Origin of the sequence: Actinotalea sp. JY-7885, assembly GCF_014525465.1 — a bacterium.
Taxonomy (GTDB): Bacteria; Actinomycetota; Actinomycetes; order Actinomycetales; family Cellulomonadaceae; genus Actinotalea.
Genome location: NZ_JACEXH010000036.1, coordinates 1 through 21,212, shown reverse-complemented (window position 1 = coordinate 21,212; position 21,212 = coordinate 1). Strand labels below are relative to the sequence as shown.

Genomic DNA, 21,212 nt, shown 5'->3' with positions numbered 1-21,212 from the left:
CCCCGCTGCACGACCGCGTACCCGCGCGCGAGCGTCGCCGCCGGCGACAGGGCCCGGACCTGGACCGCGAGCCGTTCCACGTCGGTGTCGGCCGTCCGCAGGGCGTCGTCGAGCGCGCGCCCGGCGCCGTCCCGCCAGCGCTGCACGTCGGCGCGCCGGCCCTCGAGCATGGCCTGCGGACGGGCCAGGCACGGGCGCGAGCGCGTCGCGGCCAGGCGGTCGCTCTCGCGGTGCAGCATCGACGTGAGGGCGCCCCGCAGCCGGTGGCGCGCCTGCTGCACCCGGGCCCGCTCCTCGCCGACGTCGGGCACGATCGCCTTGGCCGCGTCCGTCGGGGTCGACGCGCGGTGGTCCGCGACGAGGTCGAGCAGGGGCGCGTCGGTCTCGTGGCCGATCGCGCTGACCACGGGGGTGCGGCACGCCGCCACCGCGCGCACGAGCGCCTCGTTGCTGAAGGGGAGCAGGTCCTCGACCGAGCCGCCGCCGCGCGCGACGACGATGACGTCGACGTCGGGGCGGGCGTCGAGCTCGGCGATGGCGGCGCCCACCTCGGGGACCGCGCGCAGCCCCTGGACCGCGACCTCGCGGATCTCGAAGCGCACCTGGGGCCACCGGGCCCGGGCGTTGACGACGACGTCGTGCTCCGCCTTGGACTCCCGTCCGCAGACGAGCCCGACGACGCCGGGCAGGAACGGCAGCGGTCGCTTGCGCGACGCGTCGAAGAGGCCCTCGGCGGTGAGCACCCGCTTGAGGTGCTCGATCCGCGCGAGCAGGTCCCCGAGCCCGACGGCGCGGATCTCGTCGGCCTCCATCTGCAGGCTGCCCCGCTTGGCCCAGAACCGCGGCGTGACGTGGACGACGACGTGGTCGCCCTCGCCGATGGTGGTGGACGCCGCGTCGAGCACACGCACGTGCAGGTTGACGGGCAGCGACACGTCGGCGTCGTTGTCCCGCAGGGTGACGAAGGCGAGCGAGGACCCGGGCCGGCGGTTGAGCTGGACCACCTGGCCCTCGACCCAGACGCCGGGCATCCGGTGGATGTACTCCCCGATCCGGGCCGACAGGTGGCGCACCGGCCAGGGCTGCGTCGGCGTCGTCTCCAGGGCCTTGCGCGGCAGCGGGCGCCGGGCCGCGGGCTGCGGCGCGGCCTGGTCGTCGTGCATCACGGCGCGCTCGGTCACGGCCCCAGCCTGCCACCCCCCTCCGACGGCCCCGCGCCGTCTGCCCTCCGACCGCCGGGCACCGCCCGTTGCGCTGTCAGCGCATCCGGCCCACCCGCACCGGTCGGGCGGTGGGGTTTTCGTAGACTGGGCCGGTGACCCCGACCCCCGACGCCAAGCGCGTGCTCCTCGCAGCTCCCCGCGGCTACTGCGCGGGCGTGGACCGTGCGGTGATCGCCGTCGAGAAGGCCCTCGAGCACTACGGCGCCCCGGTGTACGTCCGCAAGGAGATCGTCCACAACAAGTACGTGGTGGAGACGCTCTCGGAGCGCGGCGCCGTCTTCGTCGACGAGACCGACGAGGTGCCGGAGGGCGCGCGCGTCGTGTTCTCGGCGCACGGCGTCTCCCCGGCCGTCCACGCCGCCGCGGCGGTGCGCTCCCTGCAGACCATCGACGCCACGTGCCCGCTCGTCACCAAGGTGCACAAGGAGGCCGTGCGCTTCGCGAGCGACGACTTCGACATCCTGCTCATCGGCCACGACGGCCACGAGGAGGTCGAGGGGACCGCGGGGGAGGCCCCGGAGCACATCCAGGTCGTCAACTCGCCGGACGACGTCGACGACGTCGTGGTGCGCGACCCGGACAAGGTGGTGTGGCTCTCGCAGACGACCCTGTCCGTGGACGAGACGATGGAGACCGTGCGCCGCCTGCGCGAGCGCTTCCCCTCGCTCCAGGACCCGCCGAGCGACGACATCTGCTACGCCACCCAGAACCGCCAGGTGGCCGTGAAGAAGCTCGCCCCGTCGTGCGACCTGGTCATCGTCGTCGGCTCGGCGAACTCGTCGAACTCGGTGCGGCTCGTCGAGGTCGCGCTCGACGCCGGTGCCCGCGCGTCGTACCGCATCGACCGGGCGGCCGAGATCGACCCCGCGTGGCTGGAGGGCGTGAGGACGGTGGGCGTGACCTCCGGCGCCTCGGTGCCGGAGATCCTCGTGCGCGACGTGCTCGACCGCCTCGCGCAGGACGGCTTCGCCGACGTGCAGGAGGTGCGGACGGCCACCGAGGACCTCATGTTCTCGCTGCCGCGCGAGCTGCGTGCCGACCTCAAGGCCGCGGGCCAGGCCCCGCCCCGCCCCACGCGGGGCGCGCGCCGGACGATCGCGGTCGAGCCCGTCTGACGGCTACTCGTCCGTCGTCCCCGACGCCGACCACAGGGCGTCGTCGAGCGCGACGACGCGCTGGCCCGCCGACGCGACGAGCTCCGGCGCCTGGACCTGCCGGGCCACCCGCTCGACCTGCGCGGGTGTCTCCAGGTCCTCGTCGGTGACCTTGAGCTCGGCCAGTCGCCGCGCGCTCACGAGGACGCGCGACTCGAGCGAGCTGACCGAGTCGTTGTAGGCGCGCACGGCACCGTCGAGCTGGCGTCCGAGCCGGCCGACATGACCGCCGAGCGTCGCGAGCCGCCCGTGCAGCTCGCGGCCGAGCGTCAGCACCTCCTGCGCATTGGCCGCGAGCGCCTCCTGCCGCCACGCGTAGGCGACGCTGCGCAGGAGTGCGACGAGGGTCATGGGCGTCGCGAGCACGACGTTGCGCTCCATCGCGTACTCGTAGAGCGCCGGGTCCACCTCCAGCGCCGCGTGCAGGAACGGCTCCGCGGGCACGAACATGACCACGAACTCCGGGGTGGGGGCGAGGTGCTCCCAGTACTGCTTGCCCGCGAGGTCGTCGACGTGCTTGCGCAGGTGTCGGGCGTGGGCCGCCATGCGCTCGCGCCGGACGGCGTCGTCGGTCGCCTGGACGGCGTCGAGGTAGCCGAGGAAGGCGACCTTGGCGTCGACGACGACCTGCTTGCCCCCGCCGAGCCGCACGACGAGGTCGGGGCGGCGCAGTCCCTCGCCGGTCCGGACGCCCCCCTGCTCGACGAAGTCGACGTGCTCGAGCATCCCGGCGGCCTCCACGACCCGACGCAGCTGGAGCTCGCCCCACCGCCCGCGGACCTGTGAGGACCGCAGGGCCGTGACGAGCTGGCTCGTCTCGCCGCGCAGCAGCTCCGACGTCTCCCGCATGGCCCGGACCTGCTCGGCGAGCGCGGCGCTCCCCGCCGCGCGGTGCTGCTCCGCGCTCGCGACGTCGGCACGGATCTGGTCGAGGACCGACGCGATCGGCTCGACGAGCGCCCGCACCGCGCGCTCGCGCTGCGCGAGCTCGCCCGCCTGCACCTGGTGGCTGGCCGCGAGCCGCTGGTCGGCGAGCGCCAGGAACTGCTCGTTGTTCGAGGCGAGCGCGTCGGCGGCCAGGGTCCGGAAGTGGTCGTCGAGCCGTGCGCGCTCGCGCTCGACCAGCGCCTCCCGCTCCAGCGCGAGCCGCCGCTCGGCGGCCAGGTCCGCGCGCGCCTGGCCGAGGGCTGCCGACGACCGCTGCGCCTGCGCGGCGGCTCGCTGGGTCGCGACGAGCCAGCCCACGAGGAGCCCGACGACGAGCGCGGCCAGGGTGACCATGATGTCCATGGCACCACCGTCGCAGCCGCCTCCGACATCGGCCGCACCCGGGGCCGTCGGCACGCGCGGCGCCGGGGGCGGCGGTAGCGTCGGAGCCACGCCCGGCGCAGCGCAGCACGGGGGCAGGAGGCAGCACCGATGACCGCTCGGCCGGTACGCACCCCGCGGCGATGACGGCACCGGCCGAGACCGTTCCGTCGCCGCCGGCGCCCCTCGGCGAACCGTCGGCCACGCCGCTGCCCCAGCCGGACGGCGTGCCGGGCACCGCGCAGCCCACCGCCGTCCCGACGGACGCCCCGGCCCCCAGCCCGGACCCGACGCCGGCGCCGTCCGAGGAGCCCGCGCCCCAGCAGAGCGCGCAGCCCAGCCCGGACGTGCCGACGACCCCGGACCCGAGCCCGAGCGCCACGGTCCCGGCGACGGGCACGGTCACCGAGGTCCCGGCACCGGTACCGCCGTCGGTCACGACGTCGCAGATCCCGACGGCCACCGTCGTGGTCGCGGCGATCGTCCTGGCGCTCGTCGTCCTCGGCCTCGTCCTCCTGCGCCGTCGCTTCGTGGCCGAGGCGGGACGCGCGTCGGCGTCCGGGGACGACGCGACCGGCGCCGGCACGGCCCGGCACACTCTCGGCGCCGACGCACCGGTCGGGGGCGCGTCGCTGGGCGACACGCTCGTCGGCCGCCCGGTCCCCGGGCCCGGGTCGACCTCGACCGCACGCGAGGCCGATGGCACCGGCCCGACGGACGACGCCGAGGTCGTGCGGTTCCTGCTCGACCTCGGCGGCGCGCTCCTGGACGCGGGGGCGCCGGTCGTGCAGGTCGAGGACACCCTGCGACGCGTCGCGCAGGTGAACGGTGCCGGCGGCGTGCAGACCGTCGTCCTGCCGACGGCGCTGGTCGTGTCGCTCCCGGGCGGCGGGGACACGCACACGGCCGCCGCGGGTGCCGGCTCACGGGCCCTGCGCCTCGACCAGGTGCACGGCGTGCTCGAGGTCGCGCAGGACGCGGAGCACCGGCGGGTGAGCGCGCGCGAGGGGATCGTGCGGATCGCCACGACGCTCGCGTCCGCGCCCCTCTACCCGCCGCTCGCGCGCCTCGTCGGGTACGTGGGGCTGTCCGTCGGCATCGCGATGATCCTCGGCGGTTCGCCCAAGGACGTGCTGGTCGCCGCGCTGCTCGGCGCGGGCGTCGCCGCCGTGCAGGTCCGTGCCGGGCGCTGGGGCTCCGCGTACCAGGCGCTCGTGGTGCTCGGGTGCGCGTTCGGCGTGGCGCTGGCGGCGTTCCTCCTGGCGCGGGCGGGCCTCGTCACCGATGCGCGCGTGCCGCTCGTCGCCCCGCTCGTGTCGTTCCTTCCCGGCGCCCTGCTCACGACGGCGTCCATCGACCTGGCGACCCGCCAGATGGTGGCCGGCGCGGGGCGTCTCGCCGCCGGCGCCATGCAGCTGCTGCTGCTCGCCGGCGGCATCACCGCCGCGGCAGGGTTGGTCGGTGTGCCCTCCACCGTCATCGCCGACGCGCCCGGAGGCTCGCCGAGCCTCGTCTGGCCGTGGGTCGGCCTGCTCGTCTACGGCCTGGGGGTGACGAGCCACCACTGCGTGCGGCGCGAGGCGGTGCCGTGGGTGCTCCTCGTGCTCGTCGTCGCCTACGCGGGGCAGGTGATCGGTGGCCTCCTGTTCGGTGGCGTGGTGTCGGCGTTCGTCGGTGCGCTCGTGATGACGCCGGTCGCCGCGATCGCCGCGGCGCGGCCGAACGGCCCGCCGCTGCTCGTCGCCGTCCTGCCAGCGTTCTGGGTGCTCGTCCCCGGTGCGCTGAGCCTGGTCGGGCTCACCGCGTTCGCCAGCGACCAGGGCAGGTCGCTCGGCATCGTCATCACCGCGGTCGCCACCATGGTCGCCGTCTCGGTGGGCGTGCTGTCCGGCGTCGCGCTCGCCTCGGTGATGTGGCGCAGCGCCGAGCGGCGTGCGCTGACGCGACGGGCGCCGGCCGGCGACCGCACGCGCGCCGACGAGAGCGACGTCGGGCGCCCGTAGACTCGTCTCCCGTGGCTCTCACCATCGGCATCGTCGGCCTGCCCAACGTCGGCAAGTCCACCCTCTTCAACGCGCTGACCCGCAACCAGGTCCTGGCGGCGAACTACCCGTTCGCGACCATCGAGCCGAACATCGGCGTCGTCCCGCTGCCGGACCCCCGCCTGCAGACGCTCGCGGAGATCTTCGGCAGCGAGCGGATCGTCCCCGCGGTCGTCTCCTTCGTGGACATCGCCGGCATCGTGCGCGGCGCCAGCGAGGGCGAGGGCCTGGGCAACAAGTTCCTGGCGAACATCCGCGAGGCGGACGCGATCTGCCAGGTGGTCAGGGCCTTCGCCGACGCCGACGTCGTGCACGTCGAGGGGCGGATCGACCCGGCCGACGACATCGAGACGATCAACACCGAGCTCGTCCTGGCCGACCTGCAGACGGTCGAGCGCGCCATCCCGCGCCTCGAGAAGGAGGTCCGCGGCAAGAAGACGGACCCCGCCGTCCTCACGGCGGCCCAGCGCGCGCAGGAGGTGCTCGCCGAGGGCAGCACGCTGTTCGCCGCGCAGGACCGCCTGACCAAGGCGGGCGTCGACCCGGCCGCGCTCCGCGAGCTCCAGCTCCTCACGACCAAGCCGTTCATCTACGTCTTCAACACCGACGACGCCGGCCTCGCGGACGAGGCGATGAAGGCCAAGCTCACCGAGCTCGTGGCCCCGGCCGACTGCGTGTTCCTCGACGCGAAGCTCGAGTCCGAGCTCGTCGAGCTCGAGCCCGAGGACGCGGCGGAGATGCTCGCCGAGTCCGGTCAGGCGGAGGCGGGGCTCGACCAGCTCGCCCGGGTCGGCTTCCACACCCTCGGCCTGCAGACCTACCTCACGGCGGGGCCGAAGGAGGCCCGCGCCTGGACCATCCGCACGGGCTGGACCGCTCCCCAGGCCGCCGGCGTCATCCACACCGACTTCGAGCGCGGCTTCATCAAGGCCGAGGTCATCTCGTTCGACGACCTCGTCGAGGCCGGCTCCATCGCGGCCGCCCGGGCGGCCGGCAAGGCGCGCATCGAGGGCAAGGACTACGTCATGGCCGACGGCGACGTGGTGGAGTTCCGCTTCAACGTGTAGTCGGGTCCGGTACGGCGACGGCTGGAGCACCGGAGACGGGTTGTCTCGTCGACGTCGGCGGCTATGCTGAGCGACGGTGGTTCGCGCCACCGACAGCACTTCCAGGTGACGATCACCTGAATCTTCTCGGAGAGGCCTGACACGTTCGGGACACGTCCGGTTGGGGTGCGGCGCACCGATGCGCCGACTTCATGTGGACGATGCTCGGCATCGGCCGACGAGAGGACAGCACATGCCGTCGAAGGACGAGAAGAACCTCGCTCAGGTCATCGACAAGATCGCGAAGATGGACGAGCCGCGGCGTTCGATCGTGCAGCGCGTGCACGACGTCATCATGACCGCCGCTCCCGACCTGAAGCCGCGGATCTGGTACGGGATGCCGGCATACGCATTCTCGGCGAGCACCCCAGCCCTGGTGACACTGCGCAGCGACGATCGCCTCAACCTCGCGATCACTGAGAAGGCCGACTTCAGGCCCGCTGGCGGCGTGGATGGAGCCCTCATGCCGGCGGCCTGGTACTTCGAGAGCGTCGACGAAGCGACGGAGCAGCGCATCGCCGACATCGTCAGGCAGGTGACTACGCTCCGGCCATGAGCGACGGCGACGCGGTGCAGCTCTGTTGCCTGCTCTGGGCCCGCGAGGGCGAGGCGGCCGGGCTCAGGGAGTACGAGGACCGTGTGCTGGCCCTGGTCCCGGAGCACGGGGGACAGGTGCTCCAGCGGCTCCAGAGCATCGCCGACGGGGGCCAGCCCACCGAGGTGCAGCTCTACCGCTTCCCCTCCCAGGCGTCCCTGGACTCCTACCTCGCCGATCCCCGGCGGCGTGCCCTCGCCGGTGAGCGCGACCGGGTGGTGGGCAGGACGGAGCTCTTCCCTGTCGTCGCACTCGCGGCCTCGGATCGGCCACGAGCTCGAGTCGTGCCCGAAGGCCCGTCGGCAGAGTCCGCGACGCCTGCCTCTCCCAGGGCTTCCTCTGGGTGGGCGCGCGCGAGTGGCACCCCCGCCTGGGTCGCGGGACCCGACCGCCCGGTCCCGGACGACGTCGCGCGGCTCCTCGCCACGGTGCCCGAGTGGTTCGGGCGCGAGGAGTCCAACGCCGAGTACGTCGAGGCGGCCAGGACCAAGGAGACGTGGACGGTACGGGACCACACCGGCCAGGTGCTCGGGGCGACCCTCGTCGACAGGCACTTCCCCCATGTCGCCGAGATCCACCTCATCGTGACCGATCGCACGCGCCACGGGTCGGGCGTCGGGACCGCGATGGTCGACGCCCTCGAGCGGGACGGCGCGGCCCGCGGCGTGCGGCTCCTCATGGTCAAGACGCTCGGCGCCTCGCACCCCGACGCCGGCTACGCCCGCACGCGCCGCTTCTACGAGGCCCGGGGCTTCCTCGCGCTCGAGGAGACGGACCTGTGGGGCGAGGACACCCCCTGCCTGATCATGGTCAAGCCACTGACGTCCTGAGGCGGCGACGCGCGCCGCCCCGGATCGCCCGCCCGGGCACCGATCAGTTCTCCGCGCGGGCCGAGTCGTACCTCCCGCCGGTCCCACCACGGAGGAGCGAACGTGCCACAGCTGCTACGAGTGCAGAACTTCAGCGTCTCGGCCGACGGCTACGGCGCCGGCGTCGACCAGACCCTCGAACGGCCCTTCGGCCAGGCGGACCCCGGCACGCTCCTCGCCTGGGCCATGGCGACCGCGAGCTGGCCGAACCGCACCTCACCGGGCGGCACGCGCGGGCTCGACGACTACCTCACCCGCGACTTCGGCAACAACATCGGCGCCGAGGTCATGGGACGCAACAAGTTCGGCCCGCAGCGGGGGCCGTGGGCGGACCACGCGTGGCAGGGCTGGTGGGGTGACGAGCCTCCCTTCCACACGCCGGTCTTCGTGCTGACCCACCACCCGCGCCCGTCGTTCGCGCGGGGCGAGACGACCTTCCACTTCGTCGGGGGCGATCCCGCCGCGGTGCTCGCGCAGGCCCGCGCCGCCGCTGACGGACGGGACGTGCGCCTCGGTGGCGGCGCCCGGACGATCCGGGAGTTCCTCGACGCGGACCTGGTGGACACGATGCACGTGGCCGTCGCGCCGGTGAGCCTGGGCGCCGGCAGCCGGCTGTGGGAGCACCCCGACGAGCTCGACGACCGGTTCCACCACGAGGCGGTGCCGAGCACCAGCGGCGTCGTCCACCACCTCTTCTGGCGCCGGTGACGCGGCCGGTCCCGGCGGACGTGCGTCGCGCCACGACCGACGACGTCCCCGCGATCCTGCTCGTCCGCGAGCGCGCCATCCGCGTCTCGGCCGCCGAGGTCTACGACGCCGCGACCGTCGACGCGTGGGCGTCCGGCGGCTCGTCCGAGCGCCTGCGGCACCTCGTCGCGCAGGCGCTCGGCGTCGTCGCGACGGTGGACGGGGAGGTCGTGGGCTGGGCGTGCCTCGAGGGCGAGGAGGTCCAGCAGCTCTACGTGCACCCCGAGCACGGCGGCCGGGGCGTCGCCCGCGCCATGTACGAGGCGCTGGAGCGCGCTGCGGTCGACAGCGGCACGGTCCGGCTGCGCACGACCGCGTCCCTGCGGTCCGCGCCCGCGTTCGACCGGTTCGGCTTCACGGAACGCTCGCGCGGGCCCGAACCGTTCCCCGGCGGGCCCGTGGAGGTCGTGCGGATGGGCAAGGAGCTCCGCGACGGCCCCGGTCCCACGGCCCCTCGGACGTCACCGGGAGGTCACCGGAAGATGTCCGGGATGTGACGTCCCGCACGCGATCATGGCTCGTGTACCGCACGACGGTCCCAAATCTCACATGTCGAGACCTACTGCCCAGTATCAAATGGGTAACGATCAGCGAGCGCTTACCCGCGCGTCCCGGATGTCGGGATTTCAGGTTGTACGGTTGCGAAATCCACGGTGGACGACCTGCGCGCCCGAGCATCCCTCAGTGCCCGCACCGGCCGACCCCACATCCTTCCCAGGAGGAACATTGAGGATCTCACGCAGGCTGGCGGCAACCGCCGTCGTCGCCGCGAGCGCGCTCGTGCTCGCCGGCTGCTCCGACGCCGGAGACAACGGCGAGAACGGCGGTGACGACGACAACGCCGGTATCAACACCGAGACCGCCGTCAACATCGCCTGGAACCAGCCCTTCTTCTCGTACAACAACAACAGCGCGACGGGCAACGCGACCGCCAACACGGTCGTGAAGTACCTGGTCGCGTCGTCGTTCAACTACTACGACGCCGACCTGAACCTCGTCCAGGACGAGTCGTACGGCACGTACGAGAAGACGTCGGACGACCCCCTGACGGTCGAGTACACGTTCGCCGACACCGCGGTGTGGTCGGACGGCGTGGAGCTGGACGGCCGCGACTTCCTCCTGGAGTGGGCCGCTCAGAGCCAGACGTTCAACAACGTCGAGGCCGAGACGGACGAGGACGGCAACGTCCTCAACCAGGAGGCGCTGGACGCCGGCGTGTACTTCGACGCCGTCTCCGCCTGCATGCCCCTGGTCGAGGAGACCCCCGAGGTCGACGACAAGAAGATCACGTTCGTGTGGTCCAAGCCGTTCGCCGACTGGGAGGTCTGCTCCACCGGCCCGACGCTGCCGGCGCACGTCGTCGGTCAGCGCGCCCTCGGCATCGAGGACGCCGAGGAGGCCAAGCAGGCGGTCGCGGACGCGATCACCGAGGGTGACGTCGACGCGCTGTCGAAGATCGCCAAGGTCTGGAGCCAGGACTTCAACTACACCGAGCTCCCGGACGACGAGGGCCTGTACCTCTCCTCGGCCGCGTACGTCATGTCGGAGTTCGTCACCGACCAGTACATGACGCTCGTCGCCAACGAGAACTACGAGGGTGACCTCGAGGCGCAGATCGAGACGGTCACCATCCGCTGGAACGGCGACCCGATGGGCCAGGTCCAGGCGCTGCAGAACGGTGAGGTCGACCTCATCAGCCCGCAGGCGACCGCTGACGTCCTGACCGCTCTCGAGGAGATCGAGGGCGTCGAGATCGTCACGTCCGACGAGGGCACGTACGAGCACGTCGACCTCCAGATGGGCAACGGCGGTCCGTTCGACCCCGCCGCCTACGGTGGCGACGCCGAGAAGGCCAAGGCCGTGCGCCAGGCGTTCCTCATGACGATCCCGCGTCAGGAGATCGTCGACACGCTCATCAAGCCGCTCAACCCGAACGCGGAGCTGCGCAACTCGTACACCGTCGTCCCCGGCTCGCCGATGTACGACGGCATCACCGAGGCGAACGGCATGGAGACGCTGTACGCCGAGCCGGACATCGCCGGTGCGCAGGCGCTGCTGGCCGAGGCCGGCGTCACCACGCCGGTCCCGGTGCGACTGCTGTTCGACCCGGACAACACGCGCCGCCAGAACGAGTACGAGCTGATCGCGGCCTCTGCGGCCGAGGCCGGCTTCACGGTCACCCCGTACCAGGTCCAGGTCGACTGGGGCACCGACCTGTCGAACTCCCCGGCGTTCTACGACGCGGCCCTGTTCGGCTGGCAGTCGCAGTCCACCGCGGTCTCGGAGTCGCAGGCGAACTACATCACCGGCGGGGGCAACAACTACTACGGGTACTCCAACCCCGAGGTGGACGAGCTGTACTCGCAGCTCGAGGTCGAGACCGAGGTCGAGGCCCAGGAGGAGCTCCTCGCCCAGATCGAGACCCACCTGGTGGACGACGCGTTCGGTGTGACGATCTTCCAGTTCCCGGGCGTCACCGCCTGGAACCCGGAGAAGATCTCCAACGTGAACAAGATCTCCATCTCGCCGACGATCTTCGCCGGCTTCTGGGAGTGGGCGGCCGGCGGCAGCGCCGCCGAGTGACCTGCTGACACACACCCTGGCCGGGGGCGGGCGGTTGTCCGCCCCCGGCACCAGGACGTCACATCCCTGACCGAGGGCGCCGGGGCGACCACCCCGGCGCCCTCGGTCGTGTGACGCCGCGCACGTCCGACGCCCGGACCGTGCGGATCGCCGTACCGCTGCCGTTAGGATCACCGGCTGTGGCGGCGACGTCACCTTGTCGACTGCGAGGACCTCCCCCGTGCTGACCTTCCTCACCCGCCGCGCACTGGCCGGCCTCGTCACGCTCTTCGTGGCGATCTTCCTGATGTACCAGCTCGTCAACCGCGCCGTGGACCCCCTGGCCGACCTGCGCGAGAGCGCGGCGGCCAACAAGCAGCAGATGATCGCGCAGCGCACGGAGCTGCTGCAGCTGGACGTGAACCCCGTCGTGCGGTTCTTCCAGTGGTTCGCGAACGTGCTCACCGGCGACTTCGGCGTCGCGTGGCGCTCGGGCGAGCCGGTCAGCAAGCTGGTGCAGACGGCGATCGGCTCCACGCTCGAGCTCGTGGTCGCCGCGACGCTGCTCTCCCTCGTGCTCGGCGTCATCATCGGCATCATCTCCGCGCTTCGGCAGTACAGCGCGTTCGACTACCTGATCATCTTCCTGTCCTTCCTGCTGTACTCGCTGCCCTCGTTCTGGGTCGCCGTGCTCCTCAAGCAGTGGGGGGCCATCGGCTTCAACGACTTCCTGCGTGACCCGCGCTTCAGCGGCCTCGCCATCGCGGTGCTCGCGGTCGTGGCGGGTGTCTTCTGGATGCTGGCCGTCGGCGGCACCGCGCGTCGCCGGGCCCAGACGTTCGCCCTCGCGGCGGCGGCGACCGCCGGGATGCTGCTGTTCCTGCAGCTGACCGACTGGTGGCTGCACCCCCGCATCGGCCCCGTGCTGCTCCTGGTCCTCGGTGGCGCGGTCGCCCTCGCGGTCACCGCGGTCTCTGCGGGCCTGCAGAACCGGCGCGCGCTCTACGCCGCGCTCACGTCCGTCGCCGTCGGCGTGGCGCTGTACTACCCGATGCAGCAGGTCTTCCGGGCCATCGGCGAGTCCCACCTGCTCATCGCGGGCCTCGGTCTGCTCACCGTCGCCGTGGGCGTCGGGATCGGCTACGCGTTCGGCGGACCGGACCGGGGCGTCTCGGCGCGCACGGCGGCGATCACGGCGTTCGTCGTCGGCGGGCTCATCTTCCTCGACCAGGTGATGAAGGTCTGGCCGGCGTACTTCGACGCCCTGGGCGGCCGGCCCATCCCGACGTTCGGTGACCGGACGCCGAACCTCGGCGGCAACTACTGGGTGCAGGTGCTGGACTCCTTCACCCACCTGCTGCTGCCGACCCTGACCCTCATCCTCATCGCGTTCGCGGCCTACACCCGCTACTCGCGCTCGAGCATGCTCGAGGTGATGAACCAGGACTACATCCGCACGGCTCGTGCCAAGGGGCTGCCCGAGCGGCTCGTCGTCGTGCGGCACGGCTTCCGCAACAGCCTGATCCCGCTCGCGACGATCGTGCCGATCGACATCATCACGCTCATCGGCGGCGCCGTCATCACCGAGGCGGTCTTCGCACGGCCAGGTATGGGGCAGCTGTTCATCACGTCGCTGCGCGACGCCGAGCTCGAGCCGGTGATGGCCTACCTCTTGATCACCGCCTCCTTGGCGATCATCGCGAACATCGTGGCCGACATCATCTACGCGGCCGTTGACCCCCGGATCAGGTTGGAAGCATGAGCACCTCCACGAACCCCGACGAGCACGTCGAGAACGCGATCGAGCTCAAGGAGGTCGCTGGCCTGTCCCAGGGGCAGATCGTCCGCCGGCGCTTCTTCCGGCACAAGGGCGCGCTGGCCGGTCTGACGATGCTCATCCTCGTGGCCGTCCTGGCCTTCTCGTCGGTGGGCGTCGGGCCGATCGACGGCTGGTGGCAGCACGGGGGCCGGGGGCCCATCGTCAACGCCGGCGGCGCACCGACGCTCAGCATGCCCACGTGGCTGGGCGGCTCGGGCTTCGAGATCGGCCAGCACCCCTTCGGGCAGGACGAGATCGGTCGCGACATGTTCTCCCAGGTGATGCTGGGCGTGCAGACGTCGCTCAAGGTCACGCTCGTGATCGGCCTGGTCGCGTGCCTCATCGGCGTGACCGTGGGGTCGCTCGCCGGGTTCTTCCGGGGCCGTGTCGAGACCATCCTCATGCGGACCACCGACCTGTTCATCACGATCCCGACCATCGTCATCGGTGCCGTGATCGGCAAGCTCGCCGGCCAGGTCAGCTCGACGCTCTTCGCCGCCGCCATGGGCCTGATCCTGTGGACCGGCCTCGCACGCCTGGTGCGCGGCGAGTTCCTCACGCTCCGCGAGCGGGAGTTCGTCGACGCGGCGCGGGTCGCCGGGGCCAGCAGCCGACGGATCATCTTCAAGCACATCCTGCCGAACGCGGTGGGCGTGATCATCGTCGCGACGACGCTGCTCATGAGCTCGGCGATCCTGCTCGAGACGGCCCTGTCCTACCTCGGGTTCGGCATCCAGCGCCCCGAGATCTCCCTGGGCCGGCTCATCAACGAGTACCAGTCGGCGTTCTCGACGCGCCCGTGGCTCTTCTGGTGGCCGGGCCTGTTCATCATCGTCATCGCGCTGAGCATCAACTTCATCGGTGACGGCCTGCGGGACGCGTTCGACCCGCGCCAGAAGCGCATCCCGAGCGTGCGGGCCATGGCGCGCGCGGGCGCCGGGGCGCCGCGCAAGACCATCAGCACCGACACCGAGCCGGTGCGTCCGTCCGACGGCCGGCCGGAGGGCGGCGCCGACATCGCGCGCCGCCGCGGGGGCCCTCTGTGAGGGCGGCATGCCGCGCGCGGTCACAGCACCCGCGACACCGCTGCCACGACGACGAGGCCGGCGGCGGCGAGCAGCGTCCCCGCGTGCCACGTCACGGTCGGCCGGATGCCGTGCTCCCTGGCGGTCTCCCGGGCGCCGTCGAGATGGCCGGCGGCGCGCAGCTCGGTGAGCCGCTCGTCGATGGCGTCGGCGGCGGCCTCGGCCGGCCCCTGCCGCCCTCGGCGCAGCGGCCGGGCGGTGTCGCTGGAGCGGGGCGCCGCCCAGGCGGTCCACTCGCCGGAGGTCGTGCGCACGACGAGGTTCCACCGCACGTCGGCGCCCTCGACGGTCGGCCACGGGATGCGGACGGTCCGCAGCACGTTGCGGATGACGATCTCGCCGTCGGACACCTCGACGGCCGGCCGGGCGAAGAGCGCCCAGACGGCCAGCACGGCGAGGCCGGCGAGCGCCGCGCCGAGCACCAGGTCGCGGACCGCGACGGAGCCCGCGAGGCCCGCGACGGCGACGACGGCCGCCACAGCGGTGAGCGCGGTCAGGACGCGGCCGTAGCCGGAGGAGAACACGGACTCGGGTCGCACCGACCCATGCTGGCAGACGCGCGGACCGCCGCGAGCGGGCACGACCCGCTCGCGAGCGGCCGCAACCAGGAAGGATCCTGATCAACGTGGCGATCGACACCTCCCCCGACGGGGGCCTCAAGACCGAGGCGCCCGTGCTGTCCGTGCGTGACCTCCGGGTCGACTTCTGGGTCGACGGCGAGTGGTTCCCCGCGGCGGTGGACATCAGCTACGACGTGCGTCCCGGCGAGGTCCTGGCGATCGTCGGTGAGTCGGGCTCCGGCAAGACGCAGTCGTCGATGTCGCTGCTGGGCCTCCTGCCGTCCAACGGCCGGGCCAGCGGCAGCGCCAAGCTGGGCGACCGCGAGCTCATCGGGATGTCGAGCGGCCGACTGCGCCGGATCCGCGGCAAGGAGATCGCGGTCATCTTCCAGGAGCCGATGACGGCCCTGAACCCCGTGTACACCGTGGGCTTCCAGATCGTGGAGACCCTGCGGGCGCACTTCGAGATCGGCCCGGCCGATGCCCGCGAGCGCGCGGTCGAGCTGCTGCGCCTGGTCGAGCTCCCGGATCCGGAGAAGCGGTTCCACTCCTACCCGCACCAGCTCTCGGGCGGCCAGCGGCAGCGCGCGATGATCGCCCAGGCGCTGGCGTGCGACCCCACCCTCCTCATCGCGGACGAGCCCACGACGGCGCTCGACGTCACCGTGCAGGCCGAGATCCTCAAGCTGATGCGCGACCTGCGGACCCGCATCAACTCGGGCATCGTGCTCATCACCCACGACATGGGTGTCGTCGCCGACATGGCGGACCGGATCATCGTCATGAAGGACGGCCGGATCGTCGAGCAGGGCACGACCGCCCAGATCTTCGGGGCACCCCAGCACCCCTACACGATCAAGCTCCTCGACGCCGTCCCCCACCTGGGGCGGCACTCCGGTCCGCAGGCGCCGCAGGGCACGGCGGCGTCGCCGCAGGACACGATGGCGGAGCCGGCGTCGACCTCGCGCGACATCGTCCTCGAGGCCAAGAACATGGTCATCGAGTACCCGGGCCGCCGCCGTACCGCGGCCTTCCGGGCCGTCGACGGCGTCGACCTGACGATCCGGCAGGGCGAGGTCGTCGGGCTCGTGGGTGAGTCGGGGTCGGGGAAGACCACGATCGGTCGTGCCGTCGTGGGACTCCTGCCCGTCACCGGCGGCGAGCTCACGATCGTCGGGCAGAACATGGTCGGTGCGACGCGCAAGGACCTCATGCCCCTGCGCAGCAAGGTCGGCATCGTCTTCCAGGATCCGGGCTCGTCGCTCAACCCGCGGCTGCCCATCGGGGAGTCGATCGGTGAGCCGCTCATGCTGCACCGCGGCATCAAGGGCGAGGCGCTCAACCGGGAGATCGAGCGACTCCTCGACCAGGTGCAGCTCTCGCGTGCCATGCGCAACCGCTACCCGCACGAGCTCTCCGGCGGCCAGCGCCAGCGCGTGGGCATCGCCCGGGCGCTCTCGCTCGAGCCGAAGCTGCTGGTCGCCGACGAGCCGACGTCGGCCCTCGACGTCTCGGTGCAGGCGACGGTCCTCGACCTGTTCCGCGAGCTCCAGCGCGAGCACGGCTTCGCGTGCCTGTTCATCAGCCACGACCTCGCCGTGGTCGAGATGCTCTCCGACCGGATCGCGGTCATGCACCACGGCCGGCTGGTCGAGGTCGGCCCCACGGACCAGGTGATCAACAGCCCGCGGGACCCGTACACCCAGCGCCTGCTGGCCGCCGTGCCCGTGCCCGACCCGGAGGCGCAGCGCGTCCGGCGGGAGACGCGCGACGCGATGCTCGAGGCGCAGCGGCTCGAGATCCTGCGCGAGGAGGAGGAGGCCGCGCGGCTCGCCGCGCGTCAGGGCACGCACGGCGCGCACGTCGACGGCGGGGACCACCCCTCGGCGTCCGGCATCTGACCCACCCCGTCCCACGACCGGCTCGCCGGTTCGGCACCCGCCGAACCGGCGAGCCGGTCGCATTCCCGGGGTGCGGCGGCCCTTCCGTCGGGCGCGGTTCGGTCGCTCAGGTAAGATTGCTCGGCGCGCCCGACGACGCGGCGCCGGAAACCCCCTTCTTCTGCTGAGATGAGTACCCGCATGCCTGTGCGCTCCGACCTGCGCAACGTGGCGATCGTCGCCCATGTCGACCACGGCAAGACCACCCTCGTCGACGCCATGCTGTGGCAGTCCGGCTCGTTCGGCTCGCACGCCCACGTCGACGAGCGCGCGATGGACTCCGGCGACCTGGAGCGTGAGAAGGGCATCACGATCCTCGCCAAGAACACGGCGATCCGGTACCGCGGCCCGGCGGCCGCCGCGGCGGGGGCGCCCGACGGCATCACGATCAACGTCATCGACACCCCGGGTCACGCCGACTTCGGTGGCGAGGTCGAGCGCGGCCTGTCGATGGTCGACGGCGTCGTCCTGCTGGTGGACGCCAGCGAGGGACCGCTGCCGCAGACCCGCTTCGTGCTGCGCAAGGCGCTGGCCGCGAAGCTCCCCGTGATCCTCCTCGTCAACAAGGTCGACCGCCCCGACTCCCGGATCGAGGAGGTCGTCCACGAGTCGACCGACCTGCTCCTCGGGCTCGCGAGCGACCTGCACGACGAGGTCCCGGACCTGGACCTCGACGCGATCCTCGACGTCCCGGTCGTCTACGCCGCGGCGAAGGCCGGGCGTGCGTCGCTCGAGCAGCCCGCCGACGGCACGCTGCCGGAGAACCCCGATCTCGAGCCGCTCTTCGCGACCATCCTCGAGAAGATCCCGGCGCCCACGTACGAGGAGGGCGCGCCCCTGCAGGCGCACGTCACCAACCTCGACGCGTCCCCGTTCCTCGGCCGTCTCGCGCTGCTCCGCGTCTTCAACGGGACCATCCGCAAGGGTCAGACCGTCGCCTGGGCCCGCGCCGACGGCACGATGCAGAACGTCAAGATCACCGAGCTGCTCGAGACCAAGGCGCTCGACCGCGTCCCCACGGACGAGGCCGGTCCGGGCGACATCGTCGCCGTCGCGGGCATCGCCGACATCACGATCGGCGAGACGCTCACGGACCCGGCCGACCCGCGGCCGCTGCCGCTGATCACGGTCGACGACCCCGCCATCTCGATGACCATCGGCATCAACACCTCGCCGCTGGCCGGCAAGGGCGGCAAGGGGCACAAGGTCACGGCGCGGCAGGTGAAGGACCGCCTGGACTCCGAGCTCATCGGCAACGTGTCCCTGCGCGTGCTCCCGACCGAGCGTCCCGACGCCTGGGAGGTCCAGGGCCGCGGCGAGCTCGCGCTGGCCATCCTGGTCGAGCAGATGCGGCGCGAGGGCTTCGAGCTGACCGTCGGCAAGCCGCAGGTGGTCACGCGGCAGGTCGACGGCAAGGTGCACGAGCCCATGGAGCACATGACGATCGACGTGCCCGAGGAGTACCTCGGCGCGGTCACACAGCTCCTCGCGCAGCGCAAGGGCCGCATGGAGACCATGTCGAACCACGGCACCGGGTGGGTCCGGATGGAGTTCGTCGTCCCCGCGCGCGGTCTCATCGGCTTCCGCACGCAGTTCCTCACGGAGACGCGCGGCACCGGCATCGCCTCCTCCATCGCGCACGGCTACGAGCCGTGGGCCGGCCCGATCGAGACCCGCAACACGGGCTCGCTCGTGGCCGACCGCGCCGGCAAGGTCACGCCCTTCGCGATGATCAACCTGCAGGAGCGGGGCAGCTTCTTCGTCGAGCCCACGGCCGAGGTGTACGAGGGCCAGATCGTCGGTGAGAACTCGCGCAACGAGGACATGGACGTGAACATCACCAAGGAGAAGAAGCTCACGAACATGCGGTCCTCGACGGCCGACAACTTCGAGAACCTCGTGCCGCCGCGCAAGCTGACGCTCGAGGAGTCGCTGGAGTTCGCGCGCGAGGACGAGTGCGTCGAGGTCACGCCCGAGGTCGTGCGGATCCGCAAGGTCGTGCTCGACCAGACCGAGCGCGCGCGCATCACCTCCCGGGCCAAGCGTTCCTGACGCCGCTGCACGGCCGGGCGCCCACGGGCGTCCGGCCGTGCGCGCCGCTGCCCCCACTGAGAGCCTGACCCGATGGCGACGACGACGCGGCGCGTGAGCGCGGGCGGCCTCCTCGCCGTCCACGCCCACCCCGACGACGAGACCCTCAGCACCGGCGCGCTGCTGGCCACGTGGGCCGCGGCGGGCCGCCCGGTCACGGTCGTCACGTGCACCCGGGGGGAGCGGGGCGAGGTCATCGGTGACGAGCTGGCGCACCTGGAGGGTGACGGACCGGCCCTGGCGGCGCACCGCGAGCACGAGCTCGCCGCGGCCCTGACCGCGCTCGGCGTGGCCGACCACACCTACCTCGACGCGCTGGCGGGCGCGCCCGGGCGGATCGAGGACTCGGGCATGGCCTGGCTCGCGGTCGGCAGGGCGGGGCCGGCGCCCGACCGTCCGCCGACGGCGTTCGCCGACGTCCCGCTCGACGTCGCCGCGCGTCCGCTCGCCGCCCTGCTGCTGGACCGGCGGCCCGACGTCGTCGTCGGGTACGAGCCCGACGGCGGCTACGGGCACCCCGACCACGTGCAGGCGCACCGGGTCCTGGCGCGTGCCGTGGACCTGGCCTCCGGCGCCGGCCACGCCCCGACGGTCCTGTGGGCCGCGCTGCCCGAGCCCGAGCTGAGGCGCGCGTACTCGGTCCTCGCCCGGGCGCCCTGGGACGGGATGGCCGCGCCCGACCCCGACGGGCCCCTGCCGTCGGCCGCGGTACCGGTCGCGGACATCGACGTCCGGGTCGAGGTCGCGCCGGTCCTCGACCGCGTGCTGGCCGCGCTCGACGCCCACGCCACGCAGGTCCAGGCGGTGCGCCGCGTCGAGGGCGGCGCCATGGTGGCCGGGCTGGCCCTGAGCAACGCGGTCCTGCAGCCCGTGCTCGCGCGAGAGTGCTACCGGTACCCGCCCGACCGCCGTGCCGCCGCGGCCGGGCGACACGTGCCATGGCCCGACGGCGTCGCGACGGTAGCGTGACCGGGTGATCGACCTGACGGACGTGCGCGTCCTGCTCCGCCTCGCGGGCACCCTCCTCATCGGCGTCGTCGTCGGGGTCGTCGGCACCGCGGTGCACCGGTGGCACGAGCCCTGGGGGCTCGTGCTCGCGCTCGCCACGGTGCTGAGCGCAGGCGTCCTCGTGCGGGCATGGGCGGGCTGGGCCGGCATGCTCGTGCTCGCCCTGGGCATCGTCACGACGGTCGCCGTGCTCGCGATGCGAGGCCCCGGGGGCGACGTGCTCGTCGCCGCCGAGCCCGTCGGCTACGTCTGGTACGGCGGGGCGCTCGTGGTCGGCCTCGCGGCGCTCGCGCCCGCGCGGTGGTTCAGCGACCGGCCCCTGGGCGGTCCCACGGGGTGAGCGGAGACGCCCCGTAGAATCGCGCGCGGCGGGCGTAGGCCCCGCCGCCGCTGCAGGGGGAGACGCACACCGATGACCGACGGACGCACGCTCGACACCGCGCCGCCGACCGACGACGACGCGCCCCGCGAGCCGAGCCCCGCCATGCCGCCCGCGGACGCCGCGGACGCGCAGGAGCGCACCGAGACCGCGCACGCCGGACCGGCCGAGTCCGCCCCCGCCGGGGCGCCGGCCGAGGTCGAGCCGGGCGCCGACGAGCCGATCGCCGACGAGCCGATCGCCGACGAGGCCGGTGCCGACGAGCCGGCTGCTGACGGGGCCGGTGCCAACGAGCCGGCTGCTGACGAGCCGGCTGCTGACGAGGCCGGTGCTGACGAGCCGGCTGCTGAAGCGGCGTCGCCCGACGAGCCTGCTGCCGACGTGGCGGCCGAGGCGGAGGTGGCTGCCGACGAGCCTGCTGCCCACGAGCCGGCCGAGGCGGATACGTCCGCCGGCGAGCCCGCCGAGGCCGAGGCGTCCACTGAGCCTGGCGGCACCGAGCCCTCCGCCGGCGAGCCCGCGGCCGACGAGCCGCGTGCCGAGGAGTCCGCGGTGGGCGAGCCGTCGGCCGAGGCCGCCCCGGCTGCCACCGAGCGGCGGTCCGCGTGGCAGCCGCAGCCGTGGGAGGCGCCCACCGTCGTGATCCCGGCCGCCGCCCTCGAGGACCAGGAGCCCGCGTACGAGCCGGTGACGGCCGCGCCGGGCGAGCAGCGGGCGGACGAGG

Annotated in this window: 17 protein-coding genes and 1 pseudogene; 15 read left to right on the top strand and 3 right to left on the bottom strand. The window is 72.9% G+C overall.

Annotated elements, in window-relative coordinates; genetic code table 11:
* Positions 1-1,163: exodeoxyribonuclease VII large subunit (gene xseA / locus IDM29_RS05375; protein ID WP_188037270.1), on the bottom strand; the 1,163-nt coding region annotated here is incomplete at its 3' end.
* Positions 1,164-1,315: 152 nt separating this feature from the next.
* Between xseA and IDM29_RS05370 the strand changes: the two genes are divergently transcribed.
* Positions 1,316-2,338 carry a 4-hydroxy-3-methylbut-2-enyl diphosphate reductase gene (locus tag IDM29_RS05370; protein WP_182113305.1) on the top strand — a complete coding sequence of 341 codons (1,023 nt, stop codon included), beginning with the start codon at positions 1,316-1,318 and terminating at the stop codon, positions 2,336-2,338.
* A gap of 3 nt (positions 2,339-2,341) precedes the next feature.
* On the opposite strand, the gene IDM29_RS05365 is transcribed toward IDM29_RS05370, so the two are convergent.
* Positions 2,342-3,667 carry a DNA recombination protein RmuC gene (locus tag IDM29_RS05365; RefSeq protein WP_182113306.1) on the bottom strand — a complete coding sequence of 442 codons (1,326 nt, stop codon included), beginning with the start codon at positions 3,665-3,667 and terminating at the stop codon, positions 2,342-2,344.
* A gap of 161 nt (positions 3,668-3,828) precedes the next feature.
* On the opposite strand from IDM29_RS05365, the gene IDM29_RS05360 reads away from it, so the two are divergent.
* From IDM29_RS05360 to IDM29_RS05315, 9 genes are all read left to right on the top strand, one after another.
* The gene (locus IDM29_RS05360; RefSeq protein WP_182113307.1) at positions 3,829-5,688 is read left to right on the top strand and encodes a threonine/serine exporter family protein; all 1,860 of its coding nucleotides are present in this window, start codon (positions 3,829-3,831) and stop codon (positions 5,686-5,688) included.
* Positions 5,689-5,699: 11 nt separating this feature from the next.
* The gene (gene ychF, locus IDM29_RS05355; protein ID WP_182113308.1) at positions 5,700-6,794 is read left to right on the top strand and encodes a redox-regulated ATPase YchF; all 1,095 of its coding nucleotides are present in this window, start codon (positions 5,700-5,702) and stop codon (positions 6,792-6,794) included.
* Between the two features lie 232 nt (positions 6,795-7,026).
* Positions 7,027-7,389, top strand: coding sequence for a DUF1801 domain-containing protein (locus IDM29_RS05350; RefSeq protein ID WP_182113309.1), 363 nt, complete (start codon positions 7,027-7,029; stop codon positions 7,387-7,389).
* Positions 7,386-8,258: a GNAT family N-acetyltransferase gene (locus IDM29_RS05340; protein WP_255491776.1), complete on the top strand. Its 873-nt coding sequence runs from the start codon at positions 7,386-7,388 to the stop codon at positions 8,256-8,258. Before IDM29_RS05350 ends, IDM29_RS05340 begins: the two co-directional genes overlap by 4 nt.
* 102 nt (positions 8,259-8,360) lie before the next feature.
* Entirely contained in the window at positions 8,361-9,005 is a 645-nt protein-coding gene (locus IDM29_RS05335) for a dihydrofolate reductase family protein (RefSeq protein WP_182113310.1), read from the top strand.
* On the top strand, positions 9,002-9,541 hold the full coding sequence (locus IDM29_RS05330) for a GNAT family N-acetyltransferase (protein WP_182113311.1): 540 nt from the start codon (positions 9,002-9,004) through the stop codon (positions 9,539-9,541). Before IDM29_RS05335 ends, IDM29_RS05330 begins: the two co-directional genes overlap by 4 nt.
* A 229-nt stretch (positions 9,542-9,770) precedes the next feature.
* Positions 9,771-11,627 carry an ABC transporter family substrate-binding protein gene (locus IDM29_RS05325; RefSeq protein ID WP_182113312.1) on the top strand — a complete coding sequence of 619 codons (1,857 nt, stop codon included), beginning with the start codon at positions 9,771-9,773 and terminating at the stop codon, positions 11,625-11,627.
* Between the two features lie 220 nt (positions 11,628-11,847).
* Positions 11,848-13,368, top strand: a complete 1,521-nt coding sequence (locus IDM29_RS05320; protein ID WP_182113313.1) for an ABC transporter permease — start codon at positions 11,848-11,850, stop codon at positions 13,366-13,368.
* Positions 13,365-14,471 (top strand): ABC transporter permease, encoded by a 1,107-nt coding sequence (locus tag IDM29_RS05315; protein WP_182113314.1) that lies wholly within the window; start codon positions 13,365-13,367, stop codon positions 14,469-14,471. The genes IDM29_RS05320 and IDM29_RS05315 overlap by 4 nt, the downstream gene beginning before the upstream one ends.
* A 20-nt stretch (positions 14,472-14,491) precedes the next feature.
* On the opposite strand, the gene IDM29_RS17220 is transcribed toward IDM29_RS05315, so the two are convergent.
* Positions 14,492-15,049: a PH domain-containing protein gene (locus IDM29_RS17220; RefSeq protein WP_182113315.1), complete on the bottom strand. Its 558-nt coding sequence runs from the start codon at positions 15,047-15,049 to the stop codon at positions 14,492-14,494.
* A gap of 86 nt (positions 15,050-15,135) precedes the next feature.
* Here IDM29_RS17220 and IDM29_RS05305 point away from each other — a divergent pair, with 86 nt between their 5' ends.
* The 5 genes and pseudogenes from IDM29_RS05305 to IDM29_RS05285 all read left to right on the top strand — a co-directional run.
* Positions 15,136-16,971, top strand: coding sequence for an ABC transporter ATP-binding protein (locus tag IDM29_RS05305; RefSeq protein WP_182113316.1), 1,836 nt, complete (start codon positions 15,136-15,138; stop codon positions 16,969-16,971).
* A 180-nt stretch (positions 16,972-17,151) separates the two neighbouring features.
* Positions 17,152-19,062, top strand: a complete 1,911-nt coding sequence (typA, locus tag IDM29_RS05300) for a translational GTPase TypA (protein WP_182113317.1) — start codon at positions 17,152-17,154, stop codon at positions 19,060-19,062.
* 72 nt (positions 19,063-19,134) lie between these two features.
* Complete coding sequence (locus IDM29_RS05295; RefSeq protein WP_182113318.1) at positions 19,135-20,070, top strand: PIG-L family deacetylase; 936 nt, start codon at positions 19,135-19,137, stop codon at positions 20,068-20,070.
* 4 nt (positions 20,071-20,074) lie between these two features.
* Complete coding sequence (locus tag IDM29_RS05290; RefSeq protein ID WP_182113319.1) at positions 20,075-20,449, top strand: hypothetical protein; 375 nt, start codon at positions 20,075-20,077, stop codon at positions 20,447-20,449.
* Positions 20,450-20,521: 72 nt separating this feature from the next.
* Positions 20,522-21,212: pseudogene (locus IDM29_RS05285) on the top strand (hypothetical protein); the annotation flags it as partial.

Excerpts from the sequence above, each read along its gene's own strand:
- IDM29_RS05365 (WP_182113306.1), bottom strand. The coding sequence starts at position 3,667 with ATGGACATCATGGTCACCCTGGCCGCGCTCGTCGTCGGGCTCCTCGTG.
- IDM29_RS05360 (WP_182113307.1), top strand. The coding sequence starts at position 3,829 with ATGACGGCACCGGCCGAGACCGTTCCGTCGCCGCCGGCGCCCCTCGGC.
- IDM29_RS05350 (WP_182113309.1), top strand. The coding sequence starts at position 7,027 with ATGCCGTCGAAGGACGAGAAGAACCTCGCTCAGGTCATCGACAAGATC.
- IDM29_RS05340 (WP_255491776.1), top strand. The coding sequence starts at position 7,386 with ATGAGCGACGGCGACGCGGTGCAGCTCTGTTGCCTGCTCTGGGCCCGC.
- IDM29_RS05315 (WP_182113314.1), top strand. The coding sequence starts at position 13,365 with ATGAGCACCTCCACGAACCCCGACGAGCACGTCGAGAACGCGATCGAG.
- typA (WP_182113317.1), top strand. The coding sequence starts at position 17,152 with ATGCCTGTGCGCTCCGACCTGCGCAACGTGGCGATCGTCGCCCATGTC.
- IDM29_RS05295 (WP_182113318.1), top strand. The coding sequence starts at position 19,135 with ATGGCGACGACGACGCGGCGCGTGAGCGCGGGCGGCCTCCTCGCCGTC.